Source organism: Prolixibacter denitrificans, assembly GCF_003014495.1.
Lineage (GTDB): Bacteria > Bacteroidota > Bacteroidia > Bacteroidales > Prolixibacteraceae > Prolixibacter > Prolixibacter denitrificans.
This window is the reverse complement of record NZ_PYGC01000010.1, coordinates 33,185-55,952: the sequence shown is the minus strand read 5'-3', so window position 1 is coordinate 55,952 and position 22,768 is coordinate 33,185. Positions and strand designations below refer to the sequence as shown.

The 22,768-nt window shown below is 44.6% G+C and carries 25 protein-coding genes; 14 read left to right on the top strand and 11 right to left on the bottom strand.

Features of this window, described 5'->3' with window-relative positions:
* The first annotated feature begins 94 nt into the window (after window positions 1–94).
* From CLV93_RS16200 to CLV93_RS16190, 3 genes are all read left to right on the top strand, one after another.
* The gene (locus CLV93_RS16200; protein ID WP_211297880.1) at window positions 95–3,472 is read left to right on the top strand and encodes a SusC/RagA family TonB-linked outer membrane protein; all 3,378 of its coding nucleotides are present in this window, start codon (window positions 95–97) and stop codon (window positions 3,470–3,472) included.
* 34 nt (window positions 3,473–3,506) lie between these two features.
* Window positions 3,507–5,150: a RagB/SusD family nutrient uptake outer membrane protein gene (locus CLV93_RS16195; RefSeq protein ID WP_106543260.1), complete on the top strand. Its 1,644-nt coding sequence runs from the start codon at window positions 3,507–3,509 to the stop codon at window positions 5,148–5,150.
* Between the two features lie 101 nt (window positions 5,151–5,251).
* The gene (locus tag CLV93_RS16190) at window positions 5,252–6,556 is read left to right on the top strand and encodes a YdcF family protein (RefSeq protein WP_106543259.1); all 1,305 of its coding nucleotides are present in this window, start codon (window positions 5,252–5,254) and stop codon (window positions 6,554–6,556) included.
* 138 nt (window positions 6,557–6,694) lie between these two features.
* On the opposite strand, the gene CLV93_RS16185 is transcribed toward CLV93_RS16190, so the two are convergent.
* Both CLV93_RS16185 and CLV93_RS16180 read right to left on the bottom strand, forming a co-directional pair.
* A complete protein-coding gene (locus tag CLV93_RS16185; RefSeq protein ID WP_106543258.1) occupies window positions 6,695–7,276 on the bottom strand; it encodes an FMN-binding protein in 582 nt (193 codons plus the stop codon).
* A gap of 9 nt (window positions 7,277–7,285) precedes the next feature.
* The gene (locus CLV93_RS16180) at window positions 7,286–8,488 is read right to left on the bottom strand and encodes a hypothetical protein (protein WP_106543257.1); all 1,203 of its coding nucleotides are present in this window, start codon (window positions 8,486–8,488) and stop codon (window positions 7,286–7,288) included.
* Between the two features lie 425 nt (window positions 8,489–8,913).
* On the opposite strand from CLV93_RS16180, the gene CLV93_RS16175 reads away from it, so the two are divergent.
* A complete protein-coding gene (locus CLV93_RS16175; protein WP_106543256.1) occupies window positions 8,914–9,645 on the top strand; it encodes a DUF169 domain-containing protein in 732 nt (243 codons plus the stop codon).
* A gap of 228 nt (window positions 9,646–9,873) precedes the next feature.
* Here CLV93_RS16175 and CLV93_RS16170 read toward each other — a convergent pair whose 3' ends face one another.
* The 9 genes from CLV93_RS16170 to CLV93_RS16130 all read right to left on the bottom strand — a co-directional run bounded on the left by CLV93_RS16170 (window position 9,874) and on the right by CLV93_RS16130 (window position 15,818).
* Window positions 9,874–10,458: a hypothetical protein gene (locus tag CLV93_RS16170; protein WP_106543255.1), complete on the bottom strand. Its 585-nt coding sequence runs from the start codon at window positions 10,456–10,458 to the stop codon at window positions 9,874–9,876.
* 314 nt (window positions 10,459–10,772) lie between these two features.
* Window positions 10,773–11,387, bottom strand: a complete 615-nt coding sequence (locus CLV93_RS16165; RefSeq protein ID WP_106543254.1) for a heavy-metal-associated domain-containing protein — start codon at window positions 11,385–11,387, stop codon at window positions 10,773–10,775.
* 108 nt (window positions 11,388–11,495) lie between these two features.
* On the bottom strand, window positions 11,496–12,131 hold the full coding sequence (locus CLV93_RS16160) for an NAD(P)-dependent oxidoreductase (RefSeq protein WP_106543253.1): 636 nt from the start codon (window positions 12,129–12,131) through the stop codon (window positions 11,496–11,498).
* A gap of 15 nt (window positions 12,132–12,146) precedes the next feature.
* Window positions 12,147–12,560, bottom strand: a complete 414-nt coding sequence (locus CLV93_RS16155; RefSeq protein WP_211297879.1) for an antibiotic biosynthesis monooxygenase family protein — start codon at window positions 12,558–12,560, stop codon at window positions 12,147–12,149.
* A gap of 88 nt (window positions 12,561–12,648) precedes the next feature.
* Window positions 12,649–13,050 (bottom strand): ester cyclase, encoded by a 402-nt coding sequence (locus CLV93_RS16150; protein ID WP_106543251.1) that lies wholly within the window; start codon window positions 13,048–13,050, stop codon window positions 12,649–12,651.
* 65 nt (window positions 13,051–13,115) lie between these two features.
* On the bottom strand, window positions 13,116–13,481 hold the full coding sequence (locus tag CLV93_RS16145) for a DoxX family protein (protein WP_106543250.1): 366 nt from the start codon (window positions 13,479–13,481) through the stop codon (window positions 13,116–13,118).
* Window positions 13,482–13,545: 64 nt separating this feature from the next.
* Entirely contained in the window at window positions 13,546–14,661 is a 1,116-nt protein-coding gene (locus CLV93_RS16140; RefSeq protein ID WP_106543249.1) for an epoxide hydrolase family protein, read from the bottom strand.
* A 42-nt stretch (window positions 14,662–14,703) separates the two neighbouring features.
* The gene (locus CLV93_RS16135) at window positions 14,704–15,141 is read right to left on the bottom strand and encodes an SRPBCC family protein (RefSeq protein ID WP_146142044.1); all 438 of its coding nucleotides are present in this window, start codon (window positions 15,139–15,141) and stop codon (window positions 14,704–14,706) included.
* 110 nt (window positions 15,142–15,251) lie between these two features.
* Window positions 15,252–15,818 carry a Crp/Fnr family transcriptional regulator gene (locus CLV93_RS16130; RefSeq protein WP_106543247.1) on the bottom strand — a complete coding sequence of 189 codons (567 nt, stop codon included), beginning with the start codon at window positions 15,816–15,818 and terminating at the stop codon, window positions 15,252–15,254.
* 382 nt (window positions 15,819–16,200) lie between these two features.
* Here CLV93_RS16130 and CLV93_RS20565 point away from each other — a divergent pair, with 382 nt between their 5' ends.
* The 10 genes from CLV93_RS20565 to CLV93_RS16085 all read left to right on the top strand — a co-directional run bounded on the left by CLV93_RS20565 (window position 16,201) and on the right by CLV93_RS16085 (window position 22,735).
* Window positions 16,201–16,323: a hypothetical protein gene (locus tag CLV93_RS20565; RefSeq protein ID WP_281351382.1), complete on the top strand. Its 123-nt coding sequence runs from the start codon at window positions 16,201–16,203 to the stop codon at window positions 16,321–16,323.
* Window positions 16,324–16,357: 34 nt separating this feature from the next.
* Window positions 16,358–16,993 (top strand): hypothetical protein, encoded by a 636-nt coding sequence (locus CLV93_RS16125; protein ID WP_106543246.1) that lies wholly within the window; start codon window positions 16,358–16,360, stop codon window positions 16,991–16,993.
* Window positions 16,994–16,996: 3 nt separating this feature from the next.
* Window positions 16,997–17,638 carry a DUF5675 family protein gene (locus CLV93_RS16120; protein ID WP_106543245.1) on the top strand — a complete coding sequence of 214 codons (642 nt, stop codon included), beginning with the start codon at window positions 16,997–16,999 and terminating at the stop codon, window positions 17,636–17,638.
* 54 nt (window positions 17,639–17,692) lie between these two features.
* Window positions 17,693–18,343, top strand: coding sequence for a hypothetical protein (locus CLV93_RS16115; protein ID WP_106543244.1), 651 nt, complete (start codon window positions 17,693–17,695; stop codon window positions 18,341–18,343).
* A 249-nt stretch (window positions 18,344–18,592) separates the two neighbouring features.
* Entirely contained in the window at window positions 18,593–18,979 is a 387-nt protein-coding gene (locus CLV93_RS16110) for an HU family DNA-binding protein (RefSeq protein ID WP_106543243.1), read from the top strand.
* Between the two features lie 333 nt (window positions 18,980–19,312).
* On the top strand, window positions 19,313–19,969 hold the full coding sequence (gene cas6, locus CLV93_RS16105) for a CRISPR-associated endoribonuclease Cas6 (RefSeq protein ID WP_106543242.1): 657 nt from the start codon (window positions 19,313–19,315) through the stop codon (window positions 19,967–19,969).
* A 181-nt stretch (window positions 19,970–20,150) separates the two neighbouring features.
* Window positions 20,151–20,594 carry a hypothetical protein gene (locus CLV93_RS16100; protein ID WP_106543241.1) on the top strand — a complete coding sequence of 148 codons (444 nt, stop codon included), beginning with the start codon at window positions 20,151–20,153 and terminating at the stop codon, window positions 20,592–20,594.
* Between the two features lie 100 nt (window positions 20,595–20,694).
* Window positions 20,695–21,273, top strand: a complete 579-nt coding sequence (locus tag CLV93_RS16095; RefSeq protein WP_106543240.1) for a hypothetical protein — start codon at window positions 20,695–20,697, stop codon at window positions 21,271–21,273.
* 172 nt (window positions 21,274–21,445) lie between these two features.
* Window positions 21,446–21,829: a VOC family protein gene (locus tag CLV93_RS16090; RefSeq protein ID WP_106543239.1), complete on the top strand. Its 384-nt coding sequence runs from the start codon at window positions 21,446–21,448 to the stop codon at window positions 21,827–21,829.
* 324 nt (window positions 21,830–22,153) lie between these two features.
* On the top strand, window positions 22,154–22,735 hold the full coding sequence (locus CLV93_RS16085; RefSeq protein ID WP_106543340.1) for a dihydrofolate reductase family protein: 582 nt from the start codon (window positions 22,154–22,156) through the stop codon (window positions 22,733–22,735).
* Window positions 22,736–22,768: the final 33 nt, after the last annotated feature.

Here is a 22,768-nt window from a genome sequence, read left to right as displayed (position 1 = left end):
ATTGAACACAAAAAAAAGAGTAAAAATGAAGTTTGGCGACCGTCACTTTTACTCTGGAGAGAATTAGTAATTAATTCAAAACTGTTACAAAATTATGAAAAAAAAATTGTTCCTGACAATTTTCAGGCTGGGATTGTTTGTCCTGCCCAGTCTGTTGTTCTTAAACACGCCGGCTTCGGCCAGTGATTTATCCAAGCGGATAAACATCGATGAAGGCTCATATACTCTTGGTCAGTTTATTAACATGATAACTGATCAGTCGGGGTATGACTTTACCTACCAGGCAGCAGAACTGCCTATGGAAACAAAAGCCAGCATTCCCATGAAGGGTGAAACAGTTGACAAAGCAACGGAAAGACTGGCGAAAACCTTCCAACTAAAAGTAAACATCCTTAACAACAACATTATCCTGAAGCCCGGCGACGCCAAGGGGAAGCAGGATACAAAAACCATTAAAGGAAAAGTGCTGGACGACAAAGGACAGCCACTTCCCGGTGCAACGGTCGTTGTAAAAGGTACGACAACCGGTACCATAACCGGTCCTGATGGTACTTTTTCGCTGACGGCACCGGCCAATGCTACTGCTCTGACTGTTACTTTCATTGGTATGCAGAGCCAGGATATCGCTTTGGATGGACGTGCCAGCTATACCGTTAACATGCGCCCCGAAACAGTCGGACTAGACGAAGTAGTGGCCATTGGTTACGGAACCGTGAAAAAGAAAGATTTAACAGGTGCTGTGGGTATCGTTAAATCGAGCGAAATAGAGAGCCAGCCGACCGAAAGTGTCGACAAGATGTTGCAGGGACGTATGGCCGGAGTTGATGTCGTAGCCGATAATTCGCCGGGTGGCGGTGTAGCTGTTCGTGTGCGTGGTTACAGTACCATTCGTAATAACGAACCGCTTTACATTATCGACGGAGTTCCGGTTTCAGAAGGAATCAATATGGTGAACCCGAACGACATCGCGTCGATTCAGGTGCTGAAGGATGCTTCTTCTGCTTCTATCTATGGTGCACGTGCTGCCAACGGCGTTGTGATTATCACTACCCGCCAGGGAAAATCAAAAGATCCTTCTCTTCGTGTCGATGCGTACGTTGGTTTACAGCAGGCAGCCAATAAGTTAACCATGTTGAATGCACAACAGTATGGAGACATGCTTTGGCAGGCCATTAAAAACGACGGTGCTACACCGGCAAACGAAATTTACGGCAATGGACCAACACCGGTGATTCCACAATACCTTGATGCCGCTCAAATAGAACCATCGGCCAACACCAACTGGGTGGATGAAATTTTCCGTACGGCTCCGGTACAATCCTATAATGTATCCTTTTCGAAAGGAGACGAAAAGTCGAGACAAGCCTGGTCGCTCGGTTATTTCAACCAGGACGGTATTATTAAGTACACCGGTTTCGAGCGTATCTCCGGTCGTTTGAATTCGGAATACAATTTCTTCGACAAGAAACTGAAAGTGGGAGAAAACCTTGGTCTTTCCCATACATGGAGTAATGTAGCCGAAAATAACTCAGCACTGGGTGGCGTTGTCTACGAAGCCTATAAAATGCCGTCGATTGCACCGGTAAAAAACCTGAACGGTGAATATGCCAGTTCTCCGCTGAACGATATTCAGAATCCAATGGGTAAACTGTACCGGAATAAGGATAACAAGGGTAAAACGCTCAAACTGTTTGGTAACGGTTACATTGAATACAAAATTATTGAAGGCCTGACCGCCAAGACAAATTTTGGTATCGATTATACCAACTTCTATGAGCGCAATTACAGTCCCAAATACGTGGAAACATACACTCAGCAGAACCTGAGCTCGTTGACGACTAGTAATAACTGGAAGTTCGACTGGGTTTGGACGAATACATTGAATTACGTCCACCAGTTTGGAAAACACTCGATTAATGTGTTAGCCGGTATGGAAACCTTGAAATCGCAAATGGAAGGATTTACCGGTTTCCGTGAAGGATTTGCTTACGACGATCCCAACTTCCGCTACCTGGACGCCGGAGACGGTGGTTCTCAGAAAAACACAGGTACAGGAACTGAGTGGAGTATGATTTCCTACATCAGTAAAGTAGACTACAGCTATGATAACCGTTACCTTTTGTCGGCGACCTTCCGTCGTGACGGTTCCTCGAAACTGGGTAACAACAAATGGGGAAACTTCCCGGCTATCTCTGCCGGATGGCGCGTCAGTGAAGAGAAATTCTTCAACGTGGATGCCATTACGAACCTGAAGTTACGCTTCGGTTGGGGACAGAACGGTAACCAGGATGTGCCGGCTTACAGTACCATTTCTTCTTACTACAGCAATCCGTACTATTCCAACTATGCCATGGACGGTGCGCAGACTTCGGTATATACCGGTTTTACCCCGAGTAGAAACGGTAACCCCGATTTGAAATGGGAAACTACTACTCAGACGAACTTTGGTGTCGATTTGGGCTTAGTGAAAAACCGCATTGAATTTACCGGTGACTATTTCATCAAGACCACCAAAGACCTGTTGATGGAGCGGCCGCTGCCTCCGACCATTGGTGGTACTACACAAACAGTGTGGACGAATGCCGGTGAAATGCAGAACAAAGGTTTCGAGATCACTCTGAATTACCACAGTAAAAAAGTAAACGACCTGCAATGGAATGTGGGACTGAACCTGTCGCATGTGAAGAATGAGCTGACATCGCTGCCGGAAGATATCGACTATATCGGTTTGCCGGGCTCGTATCTGCACAGTGTGAACTTCGACCAGGAAACATCGCGCTCAGCTGTTGGTGAACCCATTTCATCTTTCTATGGCTACAAGGCGCTGGGCCTCTTTAAAACGCAGGCCGAAGTGGATGCCTGGGGGAAACAACCCAATGCTCAGCCAGGTGATATCAAGTTTGCCGACCTGAATAACGACGGTGTGATTGATGCTAACGACCGTACTTTCATCGGAAGTCCGCATCCTGATATGTCGTTTGGGCTGAATTTCAGTCTGAACTACCGCAGCTGGGACTTTTCCCTGTTCGCACGAGGAAGTGTGGGTGCCCAGATTTACGACCTGACCCGTTACTACGGCGATTTCTTCGATTTGTCGGCATACAACAAGCAGTCGCGTACGCTGAATGCCTGGACAACCGACAATCCGAATGCAACTGTTCCACGTTTGTCTCTTGACGACCCGAACAATAATATTCGTCCTTCGAGCTACTACGTTCAGGACGCCGATTATGTCCGCTTGCAGAATGTGAAGCTGGGATACACACTCCCGGCAGGAAAACTGCACAGCAAGCGGTTCTACCTCTATGTACAGGCACAAAACCTGTTCACTATTACCAATTACAAAGGTTTGGATCCGGAAGTCGGATTGCAGAACTACAGTTCAGCTCACAAAAACCTGGATATCGGTGTCGACCGCGGTATTTATCCTGCAGCGCGTACCTATACACTGGGTGTGAATCTGGAATTTTAAAAGGTAAAACGGAGTGTATAAAATGAATAGAAAAATGAGACGTATATATTTATTTATTATCATAATCGGCTTTGGCTTTTCTTCCTGTAGCAAAAGCTTTCTCAACGATACTCCCATCGGGGAATTATCGGAAACTCAGGTTCAGACGCCTGATAACCTGGAAGGGCTTGTCGTTTCAGCCTATTCGGTTTTGAACGGTCAGTTCGATGAGGCGTCGAATGCCTTTAACTCTCCGGCTTCGAACTGGAGCTTCGGTGACGTCGTTTCGGACGATGCTTATAAAGGGGGTGGTGGTACCGGTGACCAGAACCAGATTCACCTGATGGAGATTTTCCAAACCAACCCGTCGATTATCGATGTCGATAGAAAATGGCTGGCTCTCTACGAAGGGGTGAAACGCGCCAATCTTGCCATCCGCGAGCTGAACAAATCGGAAACGTTCGATCCGGAGCTGAAAAAGCAGCGTATCGCAGAAATGCGTTTCCTGCGTGGTCACTACTATTTCGAGCTGAAGAAGATTTATAACCACATTCCGTGGATTGACGAGACCGATGAAACCACTGACTCGTACTATAAATCGAATACCGAGTTGACTTCTGACCAGCTCTGGCAGAAAATTCTGGACGATTTCGATGCGGCGTACAAAGTGTTGCCGGCCGATCAGTCAGCAGAGCCGGCCCGCCCGACGAAATGGGCTGCCCGTGCTTACATGGCTAAGTGTTACATCTTCATGCAGGATTGGAATGATGCCATTACCGCCGCGGACGATGTGATCAATTCAGGCAAATACCATCTGATGGACAACTTCCGCGATGTTTTCCTTCCGGATAACGACAATGGCCCGGAAATTATTTTTGCGGTACAGAACTCCATCAACGATGGTTCGCCCAACAACTACAATGGTTCTATCGGCGACCGATTGATGCCGCCCGGAGGCCCTTTTCCTAACTACGGCTTTCTGCGTCCTTCGCAGAACCTGGTCAATTCATTTAAAACCGATGCGGCGGGTATGCCTGTCGAAGATAACGTGAACGTAACGGATGCTGACTACGTCGATCCACGGCTCGATCATACGGTTGGACGCCATGGCATTCCTTACCTCGATATGGGACTTTACAACTGGGAACCACGTGATGCGGTTACCTATGGTGAGTTCATTCAGAAGAAACGTCAGGTTTCGAAAAACTCTCCGGCTTATCTTCAGGTTTGGCCTTATGTTACGTCGATGAACTATTACATCATTCGTTACGCCGACGTACTGTTATGGAGAGCGGAAGCCGCCATTGAGACCGGCGACCTGGAAACCGGACGCACCTACATCAATATGGTTCGCGGACGGGCTAAGAACAGCGAAGTCGTGAAATTCGACGACGGAACACCGGCAGCTAACTACAGCATCGACACCTACAATACGCCGTTCGCCGATAAGGCAGAGGCAACTACGGCTTTGCGTACCGAGCGTCGTCTGGAGTTTGCGCTGGAAGGACACCGTTTCTTCGATTTGGTTCGCTGGGGCATTGCCGATAGTGTGATGAATTCTTATTTCGACGTGGAGAAAACCCGCCGGACACACCTGGCGAATGCGCACTTTACTGCCGGGAAAAACGAATATTTCCCGATTCCGCAGTCCATGGTCGATCTGGGCAAAGGCATGATTACGCAGAACCCTGGCTACTAAGTTCATACATTCTCTATTAGATAACACCAAAGTACCCGGCCCCCTGATTTTCATTGACGGGGGCCGGTTTTTTTCTATTCAACAGAAAATAATTTCAACTTATGAGCAATCGAAAAATAGTATTGTTGGCTGTCCTGGTATTGTTCACCTTAGCGGGAAAAGCACAAACTGCTTCTCCGAAAGTGGATTACCAGCCGGGATACCGATGGACCTTATCAGGCAATTATGTGCAGGATAAAAACTTTTACCTGCTGACTCTGATGGAAAAACTGCCGGCGGTACAAGAGGCGCTGGCAGCCGATCCGGTGTTAAAATCGCTGTTGTCCGAACGGGTGAAAAACATCAAAGAGGCTACCGGTTATGACTTACCGAATCAGTCGATGGAATCGATGCGGGACAAAACTTCCCATTGGGCCGAACTATTCCTGCTAAGCAGTGACGAAATTGAAAAAGTAGGTGATGAGCTGAAGAAAATGTACAAGTTGGATGCAGCATTGCAAACACTGGTAGCTGAACAGATTCGCCCCAGCGGAGCCTACGAACATTTTGCCAAATTAGATGATGCCGCATTGCTGGCGCAAGCCTGGAAGATTTCCGCCAAAGGAATCAACGGAATTATCCGGACCTACGCTTTGGGCGAGAAGCCGCTCTACCCGAAAATCGATTCGGTGAGCTACGATGTGAATTCGCAGTATTACCGGATGCTGGTTAATATGCTGGCCAGCAATGTAGGGGACGATACAAAGAAAATGAGTTTGTTCTTTCAGCCCTCTCTTTCCTTTTCGCTGTGGCTATTGAAGATGAACCATCGCGATGAAGCGGCCCGTTTTGAGCCGATGGTGACCGGTGAAAATGCGAAAGCTTGGGAGCAGGTGCAGAAAACGAACTTCGACGAGTATCCTTATACGGCTATCCTGTTGCCGGGATATGGTCCCGAAAAGAAAGGAGTTGATTTAAGTCCCGCCGGCATGCTTCGCTGCAAACTGGCAGCCGAGCGATATTTTGAGAAAAAGGCACCTTTTATCATCGCTTCCGGCGGCTATGTGCATCCCGACCAGACGCCATTTTGCGAGGCCGTCGAGATGAAAAAAGAATTGATAAAGGAATACGGTGTCCCGGAAAGCGCTATCATCATCGAGCCCCATGCGCGGCATACCACAACGAACTACCGCAATGCAGCCCGGTTGATGATTCATTACGGAATACCCATCCATAAAAAGGCGCTTTGCACTACCACGAAAGGACAGAGTTACTACATCACGAATATGGGATTTGAGAAGCGTTGTGTGGAAGCGTTTGGCTACATGCCCTACGTTCCCGGCAAACGGTTAAGCCGGAACGATACCGAGTTCACACCACGTCTTGAATCGTTGACTATTGATCCAATGGATCCGTTAGATCCGTAATTCGCATAGGTTGGATTAGATAAGCCCGGCCGATAGCAGCCGGGCTTTTTTTATTACCTGGTCAGGGGCTTTTCCATATCTCTGGTTAATATTGTCCTCTTCGAATTGAAGTTGAACATCACGTGGGTGTACTTGAGTTTATTTTTGGGAAATACTTGTTCTTAGCCATTGTTGTAACATCTGAGTCTTTTCCTTTACGTCCCTTGTAATGGCATAAACCGATATGGTAGCACCGGAAATCGCATCGATTCCATGTCCTACGCGAAGATCGTTCTTTCCGCTGTAGCCATCAAACTGTTTCAACCACCCGCGTGCGGTAATTTCCTGTCCGTGTGTAGCCTGGTAATTGAATACTTTGGTTTGAAGGATACTTCCACGGGCATCATACAAGATGAAATAGTCGAAATACTCGTATCCAATTTCACCTGTTATATTACCAGGTGCGGCACATCCTCCTGTACGACAGCTGTTTACCCTGCCAATGTATGCATACCGTACCGGGCTCAGACGATTCTCGTTGCGGGTTTGGAAGAACTTACCATGCATGTTCTTTGTCGGTACAGCATCAGAAAATTGTAGTTCTTCCAGGTCGGAGAGTCCATTCAGATCCTCTTTTTCGATAGCCCGGATGAACGGCTTGCTGGCAAAATCAATTCCCTTATCCGCGTACGTTCCCGCACTTACCAGCAGCCAACTCAAAAGAAGCAGAATTTTCTTCATATTGGTCGGTTAAAACATGATGCCGATACCTGTATTCAATGTTTTTGACCAGGCGTTGTCAGCTTCCGATTTCATAAACTGCATATCGGCTTTAATAACGGCCCCGGGAGTTATCTTCCAGGTTAAACCGGTCGTGATGATTTTTTTCTCATTGTTGCTGTTGCGGGAAATACCGGGTGCTAGTGTATTCTGAGTATTGAGATAAGCGTAACGGGCAAATGGAATCAACTCCCCGTATTTTTTTTCCAATCCACGAAAAACATTGTAGCCGGCTTCTGCATAATACCCCATCAAAGAACTACCCAAATCATTGGGTGTTCCGTCTGTCGCAGTGAAGCGGTTATAGGCCCCGGTATTGGAAAGGCCGGCATAATAGTATTGACCTCTCAACTGCCATCCTCCCGTGGTATAACGGGCATCGACACCTACCATCGATACACCGACAACAGAAGAGTCGGCGTGAGCGATTGCCGTGCGGTCATTCTTGTCAACACCATCGTACAGCGTACTTTGTGTTTTGCCAAAATATCCGGATAAGCCTACGTTCAATCCGCGGACACCGAAGTATTCGATTTTCCCGGTCACATTAGGAGCGCTCATAAACGACTCAGCCCCCTTTTGCCGCCCTTTCCGCAGGCCGTATTTACCACTCAGGGTACCCGAACCATCGAAGCTTTTGAAGCCATTGACGACGTATACCTGGTATTTCAGAGACGCCGGAAGGTATGTTCCGGAGAAACCAGCTCCTACTTCGCGCCAGGTGGTCGGGCTGATGTATTTGTCCACCAACGGGCGTTCTACTCCGTTGAATGTTGTTGGTTCGTGGTATTCGTTGATAATTCCCATTGGGGTTAGCAATAGACCTCCCCGGAAGTTGATGTAGTTGTTGATTTTATATTGCAGGAAGGCCTGTTCGACGGCTACTTCACCAATGTGTTCGAATTCAATCTCGGAGACAAACTGCGTTCGATTGTTGAATTTATAGCCAAACATCAGTACCATTCGGTGTACATCCAGAGAACCGTTATTGCGGATGCCGGAATTTAATGGTTGGTTGTAATGGATTTCTCCGTAGCCTCCGATTGTCAGCCGGCTTGTATTTAGCATTTGATTATCGGCGCTGTTCAAATAAACATTGGATAGGCTGTCGTTTGTCTGGGCATTTACCCCTGTGAAAATGCCCGCCAGAATCAATAAAAGTAGAGTTCGCATTGTGCTATTGTCATTTAGGTTAACTTATTTGGTTGCAAAACTACGGGCTGGAAGGATGGTTTGAAATACCTACTTGTGATGATTTGGAGGTTGCAGGCTCACATGTTGTCGGTATCAAAACGGTTAAAAAAACGTCGGGGCTTCGAGCACTGACAGGGTAGCGGTCCATTCCCCGTCAGTGGTTGTCTAACCCTAAAGGTGGTATAAAACAGCGTCGGGAATGAAAGGATAACGAATCAGAGCATCTTCTAAGCCTGACAGGATTCCAAACCTTGTCAGGGCTTTGCGTATAGGCTGACCAATTTAAATTCATTCAAAGACGCTTGAACCAGGGGCGAATCGTTTAGAACGATATCTTTAAACGAAAGTCATATCTCTGAAAAGAGCTATGGATAAACAAAAGGAAAAATTAGTGAAGAGAAATCATGAGTGTGATTACCAAAAGTAAAATTGCAGACGCCATCGGATTGAAAAATCACCCGGTTGCCGTGTTCCGTTCGACTGTTAGACCCGATAATGCCGCCCAGTTTAAAGAGGGACGGTGGGGATGTGTGGTTTCGTTGTTAAATGCCGCTGCAAAAGGGAGAACAGCGGTATTCGATGAGAAATCGACCCCTTGTATGGGCGGACAGGTTGGTTTGGGAGTGGGTTGTTACAACATGGATTTTATTACACATCTTTTATCGGACGGTTGGCCGGATGGACGGGAAGGTGAATTCTACCTGAAGAATACAGATTTAGCCGAAAAATTCGCTACCGGGCTACCCGAGATTGTAACCGAGAAGTATATGGTGTTCAAACCACTTTCGGAATTGAAAGAAGACGAAACTCCGGAAGTCGTTATTTTCCTGGCCAATGCCGATCAGCTTTCCGCGCTGACGACGCTCGCTAACTACGACAAAGAGACGCAGGACAATGTGAAAATTGACTTTGCCGCAGGATGCCAGCAAACGGTACTGTATCCGCTGTCGGAGGCCGAAAAAGGAGGGTCAACGTGCTTTGTCGGGCTAACAGATATTTCGGTACGAAAACTGGTCGACAAAGACATTCTTTCCTTCGCTTTGCCTTATCAGCGCTTTTTAGAGTTGGAAGAGCAGGTTGAAGAGAGTTTCCTGACCAAAGGAACGTGGCTCAATATTACGCCAAGAATCAATTGATTGGTCGGATCGAAAGTCTGAAATTCCATCATCTCGGTCTGGTACGTCTCTATATTCCGGCCCGTTATTCGGAGCACTTGTTGTTCCTGGGAATGTCTTGTTTATAAAGCGGGAAATAAGGTTTGGGAAAAGAATACTCTCTCGGTTCATCTGTTACCGTGGAATCTCCTTGTCTGTATAACATATATTAACAAGCTCTTAATTTCCATCATTAAAGCATTATGATATTTAGTTATTTAATTCAGTGACGTTCTTGTCCCGGTATTTTTTTGCAAGTTCATTACGACCTTTCGCAAACTCTTTTTTTAGTTGATTTAGGTTGATTTCATCTTCTTGGAATTTGCTCTCAAGCTCTAAAAGAAGCTCTAATTCTTCCAATGATTTCTGATAATAATTGATCGATTTATAGGCGGCTAACTTTCGAAGATTAAGCAAGTAAATATAGATTTCAGTGTGTGTATATTGGGACAAGTTCTTCGAAACGATGTCGTTTGCTATGATGGATTCAAGCAAATCGGGATAGGGGATCGGGTTTTGTTTTTCGATTCTTCTGATTGCTGTCGAATCAACATGAACGGTATCTTTTAAATTTGTAATATAACTATCAAGTTCTCTGGTATAATTGCTTGTTCCTTTGACAATTATGTTCGCTGAGTTAAGGAGCTTTACCGTATCTTCTTTTTCCTTTTTCGCTGCCTCTGAATTCGACAGACTAATTGCTAGCAGTACGCCAATGAGCGTTGCAATTAAAGTCAAGACAAACGATGTTATTTCCGTTTTTGACAGCTTTATAAAATTCAGTTTCAATTTCACAGGTCTTCTATCTTTACAAAGTACTGGACATATTAATTATATCTTCAATCACTGTTCAGATACTGGGAGACATTAATACATCACAGTGCAGTGACTTTTTAATTGTCATTTAATCCTTTCTCAAAAATTTGCCGCATGCATTTTCAATCTTAGCTTGATTTTTTCGGTTCCCCATATATTTAAAAAGTAAGGAAATCAATCAAATTAGTGCCGGACGAAATTACCAAACCGATGATTTGGCAACCAAAAGCTGTTTGAAATAAAATTCGTTTTTCCATGCTATCTCAGTTTTTGTAAAACTTTAATTTTTATGGTTAGGAACTTTGAATTGCCGCTATCAACTTCTCCATCTTTGGACGTTCAAACATCATTTTTGTGGATTTCAACTTTTTATTCTCAAAAACGAGTTGTTCCATAAAAGTCACTGGGGGGACTGGTTTGCTGGTGTGCATATCATAAATGACACAGGCTTCTTTTCCTTCGATAAAAATGGCCTTAATTTCGTTTCTTAAGATACCTGCCTTATTTGAACCTGAATGTTCCTTTAGCATATCAATATATTCGTTCGATGAATTGGTTTGCAATCCGCCATCAAACTTAAAATCGGGGCAAAGGCAGTTTTTGAGTTTGTCATAATCAAACCGGCCAATGGCTGTAACGTAATCAATAACAAGTTTTCGATACTGCTCTGAAAGAGTTTCTCCTGTTTCTTCTGCCTCGTCTTCCGCTTCAGATATTTTGTACAGAGTGTTTGACAACGCGCGCTGTAAAACCGCTATTTGAACTATGTTTTTCGAGTCGATTGTGCCTTGACCACTTTCCAGATCAATATCAACCTGATCTACGCCATCAACTTTTAATAGGCTGTCATGCACCAGTTTTTTACAGCCCTCGCAAGTCATTCCTGTAATTTGATATGATTTTTTCATTTCAACTTTGTTTTAGAGTTTATAAAGGGGCCGCCTTTTATTTTGAAGCGATAATCGATTTCGGGAGAAACTCACTTGCCTAGGTTGCTTGTACTCGTAAATGTGTTTCTAATAGGCAACAACTGGTTTCTCGTGAATATATTCATCTGACTCTACTTGTTCGACTATGAATTTGGACAGATCCTTTCGCGAAATCTTTCTACCTCCCTTTGGGCTGTGGTTCAGATTAGTCCGATATTTTCCCGTTCCTTTCTTTGAAGTCAATCTAGTCGGCCGAATGCAAATCCAATCAATATCGGTGTTCTCTTCCAGCAGTTTTTCCAGCATTTCCATGTCAGTATAGATATTTTTAAATAATTGCCGGACAATCGCTTTCACAATAAATGTGTTTGTTTGCGGATCGGAAGTATCGAATGCCGCAGCAGTCAGGACAATCAGTTTTTTAATCCCAAATTTCTTCATGGCGGCCATCATATTCCGGCCTCCTTCAGAATAGATGTTGGTCGGCTTTCTGTTTGTCCCTGTTCCCAATGTTGAAATCACCACGTCAATATCTGAGAAATGATCCTGAAAGGTGTCTGGTTGCATAACATCGCCTTTCAACACAGTCAGACTTTTTGAATCGGGAAAACTACAACTCTCAGGATTACGCGCCATCGCTTTTACCCGGTAACCGCTTGTCAGCAATTGATCAACTACGCGCAATCCTGTTGGACCGGAAGCGCCAAATAAGAAAACGTTCATGGATGAAGTGATTAATTAATCGTCCAATTCGGAATAGATTTCTCTTTCCATCTTTATATGTAACCGGTTAAGCATTTCCGGTGGGGCAAAATTTATCCGTTTATACTCTTGTTGTACCGCTTCTTTCGCTTTGTCAAGTGCAGCAGAATTCTGCCAGATGGCGACGGTCACATATATAAAGTTTCCTTCTTCATCTGTATGTTCGTAAACGTTGTCTGTGATAAATCCGGGGAGATTCTTAATGAAATGTCTGTTTAACATCATGCGATTGACAAATTCTGATTTTGCTTCTTTGGGAACATAAAATTTGTCAATCAGAACTTGCCTTTCAGTTTTGATGTTATTTGCGATATTTTGATGTGTCGAATTCATGATATTTTTCTTTTTTTCATGTTTATGGTGAATATTGGGTACATCCTCAGTAACCAACGATTGACAAAGGATTAATCCCAGTAATAAAACCGTCTTCATAACCAATGCTTTTAAAATTGACCAGAAATGAAAGTACCTGGCCCTTTTATAGCTCTGCAATTACCTGCATGATATCATTCAGTCCCCAATGGTCGGTGTACTTGCCGTTTTTCACACGTACTATGTCCATTACGCTCATAGTAACTTTTTTACCGGTTGCGGGGTGCCCCATGATTTCTCCCAGGTGAGTTCCGTGGAGTGTTTTTCTGGATGATACCAAATCGTTTTCGCCGATTTGTTCATGAATCTCTACTTTCAAATCGGGGAATCCCTGATGGAGAACCTTTACCAATTGAATCATGCCGTTGATATCGTGTGGCATATTTGCGGGGGCCGTATGATTGATGAAATCATAAGAGATAATCTCTTTTAACACCTCGGTGTTTCCCTTTTCCAGTAATTCCTTATTAAAGCGGAGCACCACCTTTTTATTGTTATCCGTATTCATGTTGAACCTATTCTATTTTGTGTATTTATTCCGGTGAATTGTCTTTCAGCTTATTCATGATGATATTAAAGCGGCCTGAGCTCCAGTCGGCCGTAAGCGATAAATGCACTGATAGCTGCAACTGTCAGCCAATAGATGCTATGACTGTAGTTCGTGTCTCCGGAATAAAAGCTCAATCCGATGTATCCCAACATTTCAACAACAATAATGAGTGCAGCGATGGGGGGGAGGATAGCCAGACGTTTCGTCAATGCCGGAAGGAATAGACCGATGGCACACAGGAATTCAATGATGCCCAGTGTCTGCCAAACTCCGTGAGGTATTGACTGAAGGGAAGATACGGTAGATGCAGGGTTGGTAAATTTCCAAATGGCGCCCATTATCGTATGCAGGGCAAGCAGGATCTGAAGAATCCATAACAAAATATTCATAGCTTATTTTTTTATAGTTGATTGGCGAACCATTTTTGTCTTTTATGGAGAGTTCGTTTCACAATTAGTCTATCCCCTTAAAAAATGTTTTAAGATTATCCGCCCATAATTCCGGCTCTTCCATGGCTGAAAAATGTCCTCCCTTTTCCATTATCGTAATGGATTTGAGATTGACCATTCGCTTTGCCCATTCTTCCGGAAATTGTGCTTCGCCCGGAAATAGTGCGACACCCGTTGGGGTGCTAACGTGTCGATTGTAGAGAGGGCCCTCTTCAGCCATAAAAACTGCACGAGCATTCTCCAGGTACATGCGGATTGATGAGTTAATCGTTTGCGAAACCCAGTAAATCATGATATTGGTTAACAATTCATCTTTTGTGAAACGGGTTTCGATATTGCCCTTGTTGTCGCTCCAGGCATAGAACTTTTCCAGTATCCAGGAGGCAAGTCCTACGGGAGAATCGTTCAATGCATATCCTAATGTTTGTGGTTTCGTTGATTGGATCATATTAAATGCCCCTTCAGCGAACCACCATTGCTGAATAAGCTGTCCAAATTCCTGTTCCGGTTGGGTCATCTGGCTCCAGTCTTCGCTGCCATTGGGATAACCTACATCCGTCAGATGAATGGCTTTAACTGCTTCCGGGTACTGATTGGCTAACGACTTGGTAATCGGGGTGCCCATATCACCCCCGGCTGCGTAAAAGTGAGTGTAACCCAATACATCACCCATGAGTTTGGCCCACAAAATTGCAACCTGGTCGGCGTTCATGGCTTTGTGATCAGAGAAACCGAACCCGGGGATGGACGGAATGATGAGGTCAAAGTCATCCAACATAGGGATTACCTTGTAAAAACGGTAAAACGAATCAGGCCATCCGTGGGTAAGAAGCAGTGGCTTGGGACTATTTCCTTTCCCTTTTATATGGATGAAATGAATCCCAACTCCATCAATCCTGACCCTGAATTGAGGAAACCTATTGAGAAGAGTTTCATGTGTTCGCCAGTTATATTCATTGAGCCAGTATTCAACCAGCTCTCTGAGATAGCCCGGATTTGTCCCGTAATTCCAATTAGCGTTTTCGGGTTCATCGGTCCATCTGGTTTTCACCAGTCGTTCTTTAAGATCGGTAAGAACAGATTCTTCTACTTGAATTTGGAAAGGTTCGGCCTGTTTCATGTTATGAAAATTTAGATTTATCCATTTTAACCAGAGGAAAACTTATTTCTTCTCACATGTTTCTTTTAATAGTTCAAGAGACAGTTGCATGTCTTTTCCCAATGATTTTTTCAACAGACTCTTAAATAGCCTGGCCAGCCATCCTTCCATACTTTCTTCGACGAAAACTTCCGTGTGCTTACCGTTATCAACGAACTTCCAGTTGTGGATGGCCAACATGTTCATTGCTTTACCGGTCCATCCGATAAATTGTGGAGGAAGCACGGTATGTAGCCGGGAATGAATTCGGGTTCCCCCGGCTTTCCAGTCAAAGGTCGTGTTGGGTTCAAGTGGGCCGTTTAATTTCGAATGGCTGACCATCTTCAGCCACGTATTCCAGTTGTCGATGTCTGACAGAATTGACCAGACTTTATCCGGGGGTGCAGCAATTTGTATTTGCCCTGATATCAAAATAGGTGCTTTGGAGTTGACTTCAATCATTCGCTTTGCTTTGGGTGAAGTTGACTCTGTCGTGTCAACTAATTCAATCTGATAACCCAAAGTTCGGGACAATTATCACCGGTACTTTTGATATAGATCAAGAAATAGCTTTAACGCGTACTCTTACGAAGTCGGCTTAATGTTTCAGGAGACATTCCGATCATCGAGGCGAGGTACTGTAGGGGGACCTGGTTGAAGAGTTCAGGATGTTCGTTTAGTAAGTGTTGATAGCGTTCTGCCGCCGGCATCGATAATAGGTTGAACACCCGGTCTTCCATCACAGTAAAATAGCTGGCAATGCAGAGTTTCTCGATTTCGTGCCAGCGTGGCAAGCGGTCAGCCAGACTTTTGTATTCGTCCCGGGTAATCGTATAGAATTCACAGTCTGTCAGGGCCTGCATGTAGTAGGGGGTAGGTTGATTAAAATGAATGCAGCGTAAATCGGTAATAAAAAATCCTTTGTACGAGATCCATTGTGTGATTTTTTTGTCTCCTTTGGGTTGAAATACCCTCATATAACCAGACTTATGGAAGCTAAGCAGGTCGCATATCTGTCCGGGTTTCAGGAAATAACCTCCCTTTTTCAGACTGGTTAGTTTGAACAGGGACGATATCACCGTTAATTCATCAGGGAATACTTTAAAATAGGAATGAATATAATTCTCCAGCTCTGTCATGGAATGGATTTGTATCTTATATAATTGACTCAAGTTGTTCCTGCCTAAATCCTTATAACCCTACATGGCTCTTTTTGTTTAATGCATTTATTGTATTGGGAAATAATCTGAAAAAGGTTTAATGAAGACTGATGCTTTTGGGAAGAATCCTCAATAATTCGCCCATATTGCGTCATTTAATCTAATATTTGCCTTTTGTTTAAATTGATTCTTAACCATATAATGATTAAGTTAGGCTATCATTTTGGTTCAACCGGGTGACCATCCGGCTAGCCACAGACAGAAAACAATAGCATCAGTTTACGGGGGAAAAAAGAAAACAACCGGAATCGACAGGTAATTTCCGGCTGAAAGTGACAAGTATAACCTCAACCCGAGACTGATGAAACGACCGACGAACAACCTTTTGACCCGACAGGGCAACCTCACACCGGAGGTAACCCATTCCCGTGTTTATCCTATCAATGAGAAAAATATCCTGCTCACTCCGGGCAGGAAAGACTAAGCTGATCAATCATTTACCTACCAATCCGATACACATGAAAAAAGACAAGAAAAGCGGCCTGCGAAAGTTGGGCGAAACCTTGCTCAAAAAAGGCCTTCCCCTGTTAGGGAGCATTGTTACCGGCGGAGCATCCGACCGGATCATTAACCTCCTCAAAGGCGCGACCGGCATTCTCGATGATGACCCGGAAGCCATCGAAAAACAGCTGACCGACCATCCCGAACTGCTGGTAAAACTGAAGGAGCTCGAAGCTACCAACAAGGTGCAGTTGCAGGAGTTGTTGCTGCAATCGGCCCGTATCGAACTGGAAGAAACACAATCGTACCTGGGCGATGTACAGGATGCCCGCCGCCGTGAGATACAGGTCACCAATGCTACGGGGCGTCGCGACTGGCTGTTTCTGGCTTTGGCGATTATTGTGGTGGTCGGTTTCTTTACCCTGGTGATGATGGCGGTCATTGGTTCGTTCAACGGGAAAACCTTCTCGACCAACGGAGCCATTAACCAGCTGTTTGGTGCCCTGGTGGCCGGCTTCACCATGGTACTCTCGTACTTCTTCGGTTCCAGTAAAGGCAGCGCCGATAAGACCAACCTGATGGAACAGCGTTTCCGGACGCAGCCGACGGCTATGCCCACGACAAACGAACCCTTTACCAACGCAAAAGGATAGCCCATGGAACTGCAAGTGATACGGTACAGCACCTCCGGCGAATCGGCGCTGGGGATGCTGCTCATCAACGGCACTTTTGCCTGTTATACCCTCGAAGACCGGCCGCGTGACAGGAAACAATACGGTCAGACCGGCATTCCCGCCGGGCGTTACCGCGTGGAGTTATATGAACAGGGCCGTTTGCATACCAAATACCTCGAACGGTATGGTGCCGATTTCCATAGAGGAATGCTGCACATTGTTGGTGTCCCGGGATTCGAAGGTATCCTCATACATACCGGCAATACCGATGACGACACCGACGGTTGCCTGTTGGTGGGCGATACCTCGCAGGTGAACATCGAGCGGGATGGTTTCATTGGAGAAAGCAGGAAAGCTTATCAACGCATCTACCCGATGATAGCCAATGTACTCGAACTGGGCGAGGCGGTATGGATTACCTACCGGGATAGCGTTAATGGAAAATCAGAAACTTCGGAGGCCGACCAACTGGTGGTGGCCGACCAACTCAACTTTCGCGCTTCACCGGGCGGTAACCGGATGGGTGTTTTGTTCGAAAACACCGGTGTCGAAACCATCGAACAACGCGACGGCTGGGCACGCATCCACGTCGAAGGCTGGGTGAGCGGAAAGTATTTGGGGTAAAAATTTTCTAACCTGACAGGTTTCAAAAACCTGTCAGGTTTAAACACAGAACCAATGCAAAAAATCGAACCTATCGTCTCCGACCGTTTTTATCACATCTACAACCGCGGCATCAACGGTGAGAACCTGTTTGCGGGAGAGGATAACTATCTCCATTTTTTGCGGCTGTACGATAAATACATTCATCCTATTGCCGATACGTATGCGTGGGTGTTAATGCCTAACCATTTTCATTTGTTGGTGCGGATAAAGGAGGAAAAGGAGTTTGACGTGGAAATTAACCCTGACAGGGTTTCAAATTTCGCAGAGCCTAACCTGACAGGTTTCCAAAACCTGTCAGGTTTAAAACCACCTTTTCAACATTTTTCCAATTTATTTAATGCATATATCAAGGCCTTCAACAAACGCCACGCCCGCCATGGCGCGCTGTTCGAACGTCCTTTTAAACGGAAGTTGATAACCGATGAACACTACTTGCGGCAGGTGGTGATGTACATTCATAACAACCCGGTGCATCATGGTTTCAGCGACCATCCGTTAGGGTATCCCTGGAGCTCGTACGCTGCGTGTGTGTCGATAAAACCAACCCGATTGCACCGCAAAGACGTAGTTGCTTGGTTTGGCGATCGGACCAACTTCATCGCCATGCACCGGCGCAGCATCGACCGGGAAAAGATTGAACAATGGTTGAAGATAAATGGATAGAGGAGCAGACCACTGTCGGGGTCCACGACCACCGACAGGGATTCGAACGCACCCCGTCAGTGGTTGAAAACCCTGACGGTGGTTAAAGAATAGAACACAGACCTGGCAGCGTGCGAAGCACCTGACAGCGTCGGGAAAAAAGATGTTTGACGCTGACAGGTCTGACGACGCTGTCAGGTCGAACGAAAAGAACAAACCAAAACTGAATCGAACCTTAGAGGAATTTATAAATCATTAAATATGTAGCATATGGCTATTAAATTCAAAGTCATCGAACGGGGAGAACCCGGTGTAGTAGGCGGCGGAGAGAAGAAGTACTATGCTTCTGCCGTTTCATCAGGGGAAACGACCCTGGAGAACATGACCGCTTTGATTGAAGAAGCAAGTACAGTTAGCGGAGCCGACATTCGTGCGGTTTTGTATGCCATGGTTTCTATTGCCGGGCGTTCGTTGGCTGACGGACAAATCGTTCGCTTAGGTGACCTGGGTAGTCTTCGGATGAGCATCAGCAGTAGTGCATCCGAAACGGCTGATAAAGTTACTTCCTCGAACGTCAAAGGGGTAAAAGCAGTATTTACCCCGGGTCCTAAACTGAAAGACACAATGAAACTGATGAAGTACGAAAAGACTTCGTAAAGAGTCATTGTAACTGAAGATGCCTGAAGCCGGTAGTTTTAAAGGTGAAGAGCCAACTCAAACAAACTCCGGCTTTAGGCTTTGGTAAATCATAAGCATGAAATCAAAAAACGATGCGCATCATTTTAAAAATCATAAGCATGAAATTGGAAAATCATAAGCATGAAATTGGAAAATCATAGGCATCAAATTTTTTTTCATAAGCATGATTTTTGAATTTGGTTACCCGTGTGAACTACCGCCTTTCCTGGGCCATGAAGAAAGCCCTGAAAAATGCAGACCTGAAGAAAGTGAAGGGCTGAACCGAACCCAAACTACCTATCATTTACACCTATGAGAATCCACTTAAAAACCGATGCCCGGAATATTCTGATTCCTTTTGAGCACCAACATTTGCTGACCGGGACCATCTATAAATGGTTGGGCTGGAACAACGAACACGGCAAGCTGTCACTCTATTCTTATTCGTGGCTGAAGGGAGGTCGCAAAACCGGCAACGGGTTGCAATTTGATAATGGAGCTTCTTTTTTCTTCAGCTCACACAGTCGCCAATTAATCGGGCGCCTGATATACGGGGTGCAATCCGATCCGGCGATGTTCCGGGGCATGGAAATATCAGAGATTGTCGTGCAGGAAGACCCCGATTTGACTAATCGCGAACGGTTCTTTACGGCCAGCCCGGTTTTTATCAAACGGCGGGTAGGCGACCGGATTGACCACATTTTGTACGACGACCCCAGGGCCAATGCCTGCCTGAAGGAAACCGTAACCACCAAACTGCGGAAAGCCGGAATAGAGGATGCGTCGTTCGATATCCGGTTCGACAGGGAACATCCCCGGGCCGGCACCCGGCTGATTACCTACAAAGGGATTGGGAATAAAGCCAGTTGGTGCCCGGTTTTTATCGAAGGACGTCCCGAAACCAAAGTGTTTATCTGGAATGTAGGATTGGGCAACTCCACCGGGATTGGGTTTGGAGCGATTAAGTAGCCTCCAAACCTGACAGGTTTTCGAAACCTGTCAGGTTAATAAACGAGCCTATTTGCCAAACCACATTTTATTGATAAATTAGTCTGTCCTAACGCTTTGCATTTTTTACATAGAGTCCCTTCAGAATTGTATTGCATTGATATAAAGAATCTAAACTTTAAAGAATTTCACGTTATTGATTATGAAAATTTTTTTATTTGTCGCTGTCATTTTAGTCGCTGGATGTAGCCGAAATTCAACGGAGCCGTCTAAGAAAAGTGCAGAAGATGAGTCTGAGTACAATAGGTTAGTCTGGGAAAAGTACAATGAACCTCTAGTATTACTAGCTATTAAATATGATATTGATACATCAATAGTGAGGCCGGTGTTTACTGAATATTTAAAAAAGCAAGATCCATATTCATATTACGTGTTAACTTATTATACTGTTGGTAATGATACTGCAGCACTTCATGCACCGCGTGAATCTGTTTACAAAACGGTCCATCGGATATCTAACGAGTATTCAATAGATGTAAAAGTTTTATCGAGTTTTCTTTTCGACTTAAGAACATACAACCTGCTAAATGAAATAGATGATACCAGTTCCGATATACTGGATAAACACTATGAAGAAAAACACTAATACTAATTTAATATCTACTCCTGAACACATCACTAAGAGGGGTATAAGAACAATGTATTTACACACTAGTTATAGCAAATTTTAAAAAAGCCGAATCCAAATGACAAAAAAGGGATTTTTGATAATATTCTTATTCATATCGACCACTACTGCCATTGCTCAAAAGATGGGGATTGAATATGTCACGGCATTAGACTCAACAGAGGTTAATCATTACTTGACTTTCAGCAAAAATGAAACTATGACAATCTATTATCCAGTTGGAAGGGGTGTTTTCTGGAATGCGATAATTGAAAAACCCAAAAGCTTTACATATTCAGTGCACAATGACACAATGGAGATTAATATGACGAGTGTGACAAGCACTTCGCCCATTAATTCAACTGAGAGAAGAATATTAAATTCAAAATTTGTGGTAACATCAAAAAACCAATTGTATGATGTTAAAAGTGGCTATTTCTATATTGACAGGAGGCAATCTAACAAATTTAAAAATGGTGTAGTCGTATTTGACAATAACATTTATATAATAAAGAAGAGAGGAAATAGAGCATTGAGAAAAAAATTAAAAGAGATTAATATTGATGACTACAAGACAACAATATTGAGGGGAAAAAGTGCATTAGACAAATATGGAGTTTGGGGAATTAATGGTGTACTTGTAGTCGAAAAAAAATAAAAAAACTTGCTATAACAATGTACATATTGCATCGCGGGGTTCGTGCAGTGTGTTGTCTATGCCCTTTTCTTGACCGTCTTGGTCCTGCGAACGCTCTCCGATTCCAAAACTTCGGAACACTTTGTAACGTACATCAACCGTAAGCAGAAGTTTTTAATAAAACATTGAATAAATGCCACAAGACAGACTTACCAACTCCAACGAATTTCGATTTTTCTATTTTACGAATCGATATGCTGATACAGTATATTTCTACAAACATATTATGCAACTTGAAGAAGTGAGGTCCTGGGATCGCGGTCATGGCAACAGAGGAACCATATTCAAGTTTCCCAAAAGCGAATTCCTGTTAGAAGTTGAAGAAAGCGAAGAAGCACCTTCATTTTATGGAGCCGGCCTTTATATGGAGGTCGATGATGTAGATGATTGGTATCGCAAAGCAGTCGCTCAACGTATGAAAATCAAACAACCGATTTCCGACACTTCCTACGGTCATCGGTCATTCAAGATGGAAGACCCTAACGGCTTAACAATCGGGTTGTTTCAATACATTTAATTGTCCAAAATATGGAGATGATCTCTAACCTGACAGGTTTCGGAAACCTGTCAGGTTTTTTGTTGCCGCATGGCCGACTACCGTCGGGGTCTGCGACCACCGACAGGGTAGTAACCCATTCCCCGTCAGTGGTTGCCAAACCCTGACGGTGGTATACGAACAGCCCGCAGACGCTGTCAGGTTTCTGAAACCCTGCAGAGTTTTTTTCATATAAATACCGGAGTGTTTGCCCTTGTTGAACAGAACAATATATTGGCAAACCAGCTAAGGTTCATTGTAAAAAGGCAGTATCCACTCATAGACAACCATAAAAAACAGAATCCGATGAGAAAAATAATTTCATTTATGCACCTGTCGCTTGACGGGTTTGTGGCAGGACCGAACGGAGAAATGGACTGGATTAACGTTGATGAAGAAATTTTTGACCATGTCGGTAAGCGGATCAGCGAAGGCAATACGGCATTATACGGGCGGGTAACGTACCAGATGATGGAAGATTACTGGCCTACCGCAGGTGATAAGCCGGCAGCTTCCAAACACGACATGGAACATTCGAAGTGGTATAACCAAATACATAAGATTGTTTTATCGAAGTCAATGAAAGACGCGGATTTGCCTGACGCAACCATCATTAGCGATAACCTTCCGGCCAGGATAAATGAAATAAAACAATCGCGCGATGGCGGGGGTAAAGAGATTTTGCTTTTTGGCAGCCCGACAGCAACTCATTCACTTATTCAACTTGACTTAATTGACGGCTACTGGCTGTTTGTTAACCCGATTATCCTTGGGCGTGGCATTCCCTTGTTTGAAGGCATTAAAGACAAAACAAAACTGAACCTGGTGACTACCCGGCCATTTACCAGCGGGGTAACCGAACTGAATTATACCGTGGAAAGACAATGACAACGAATTGCAAACAATGTGTTTGAGTAATGC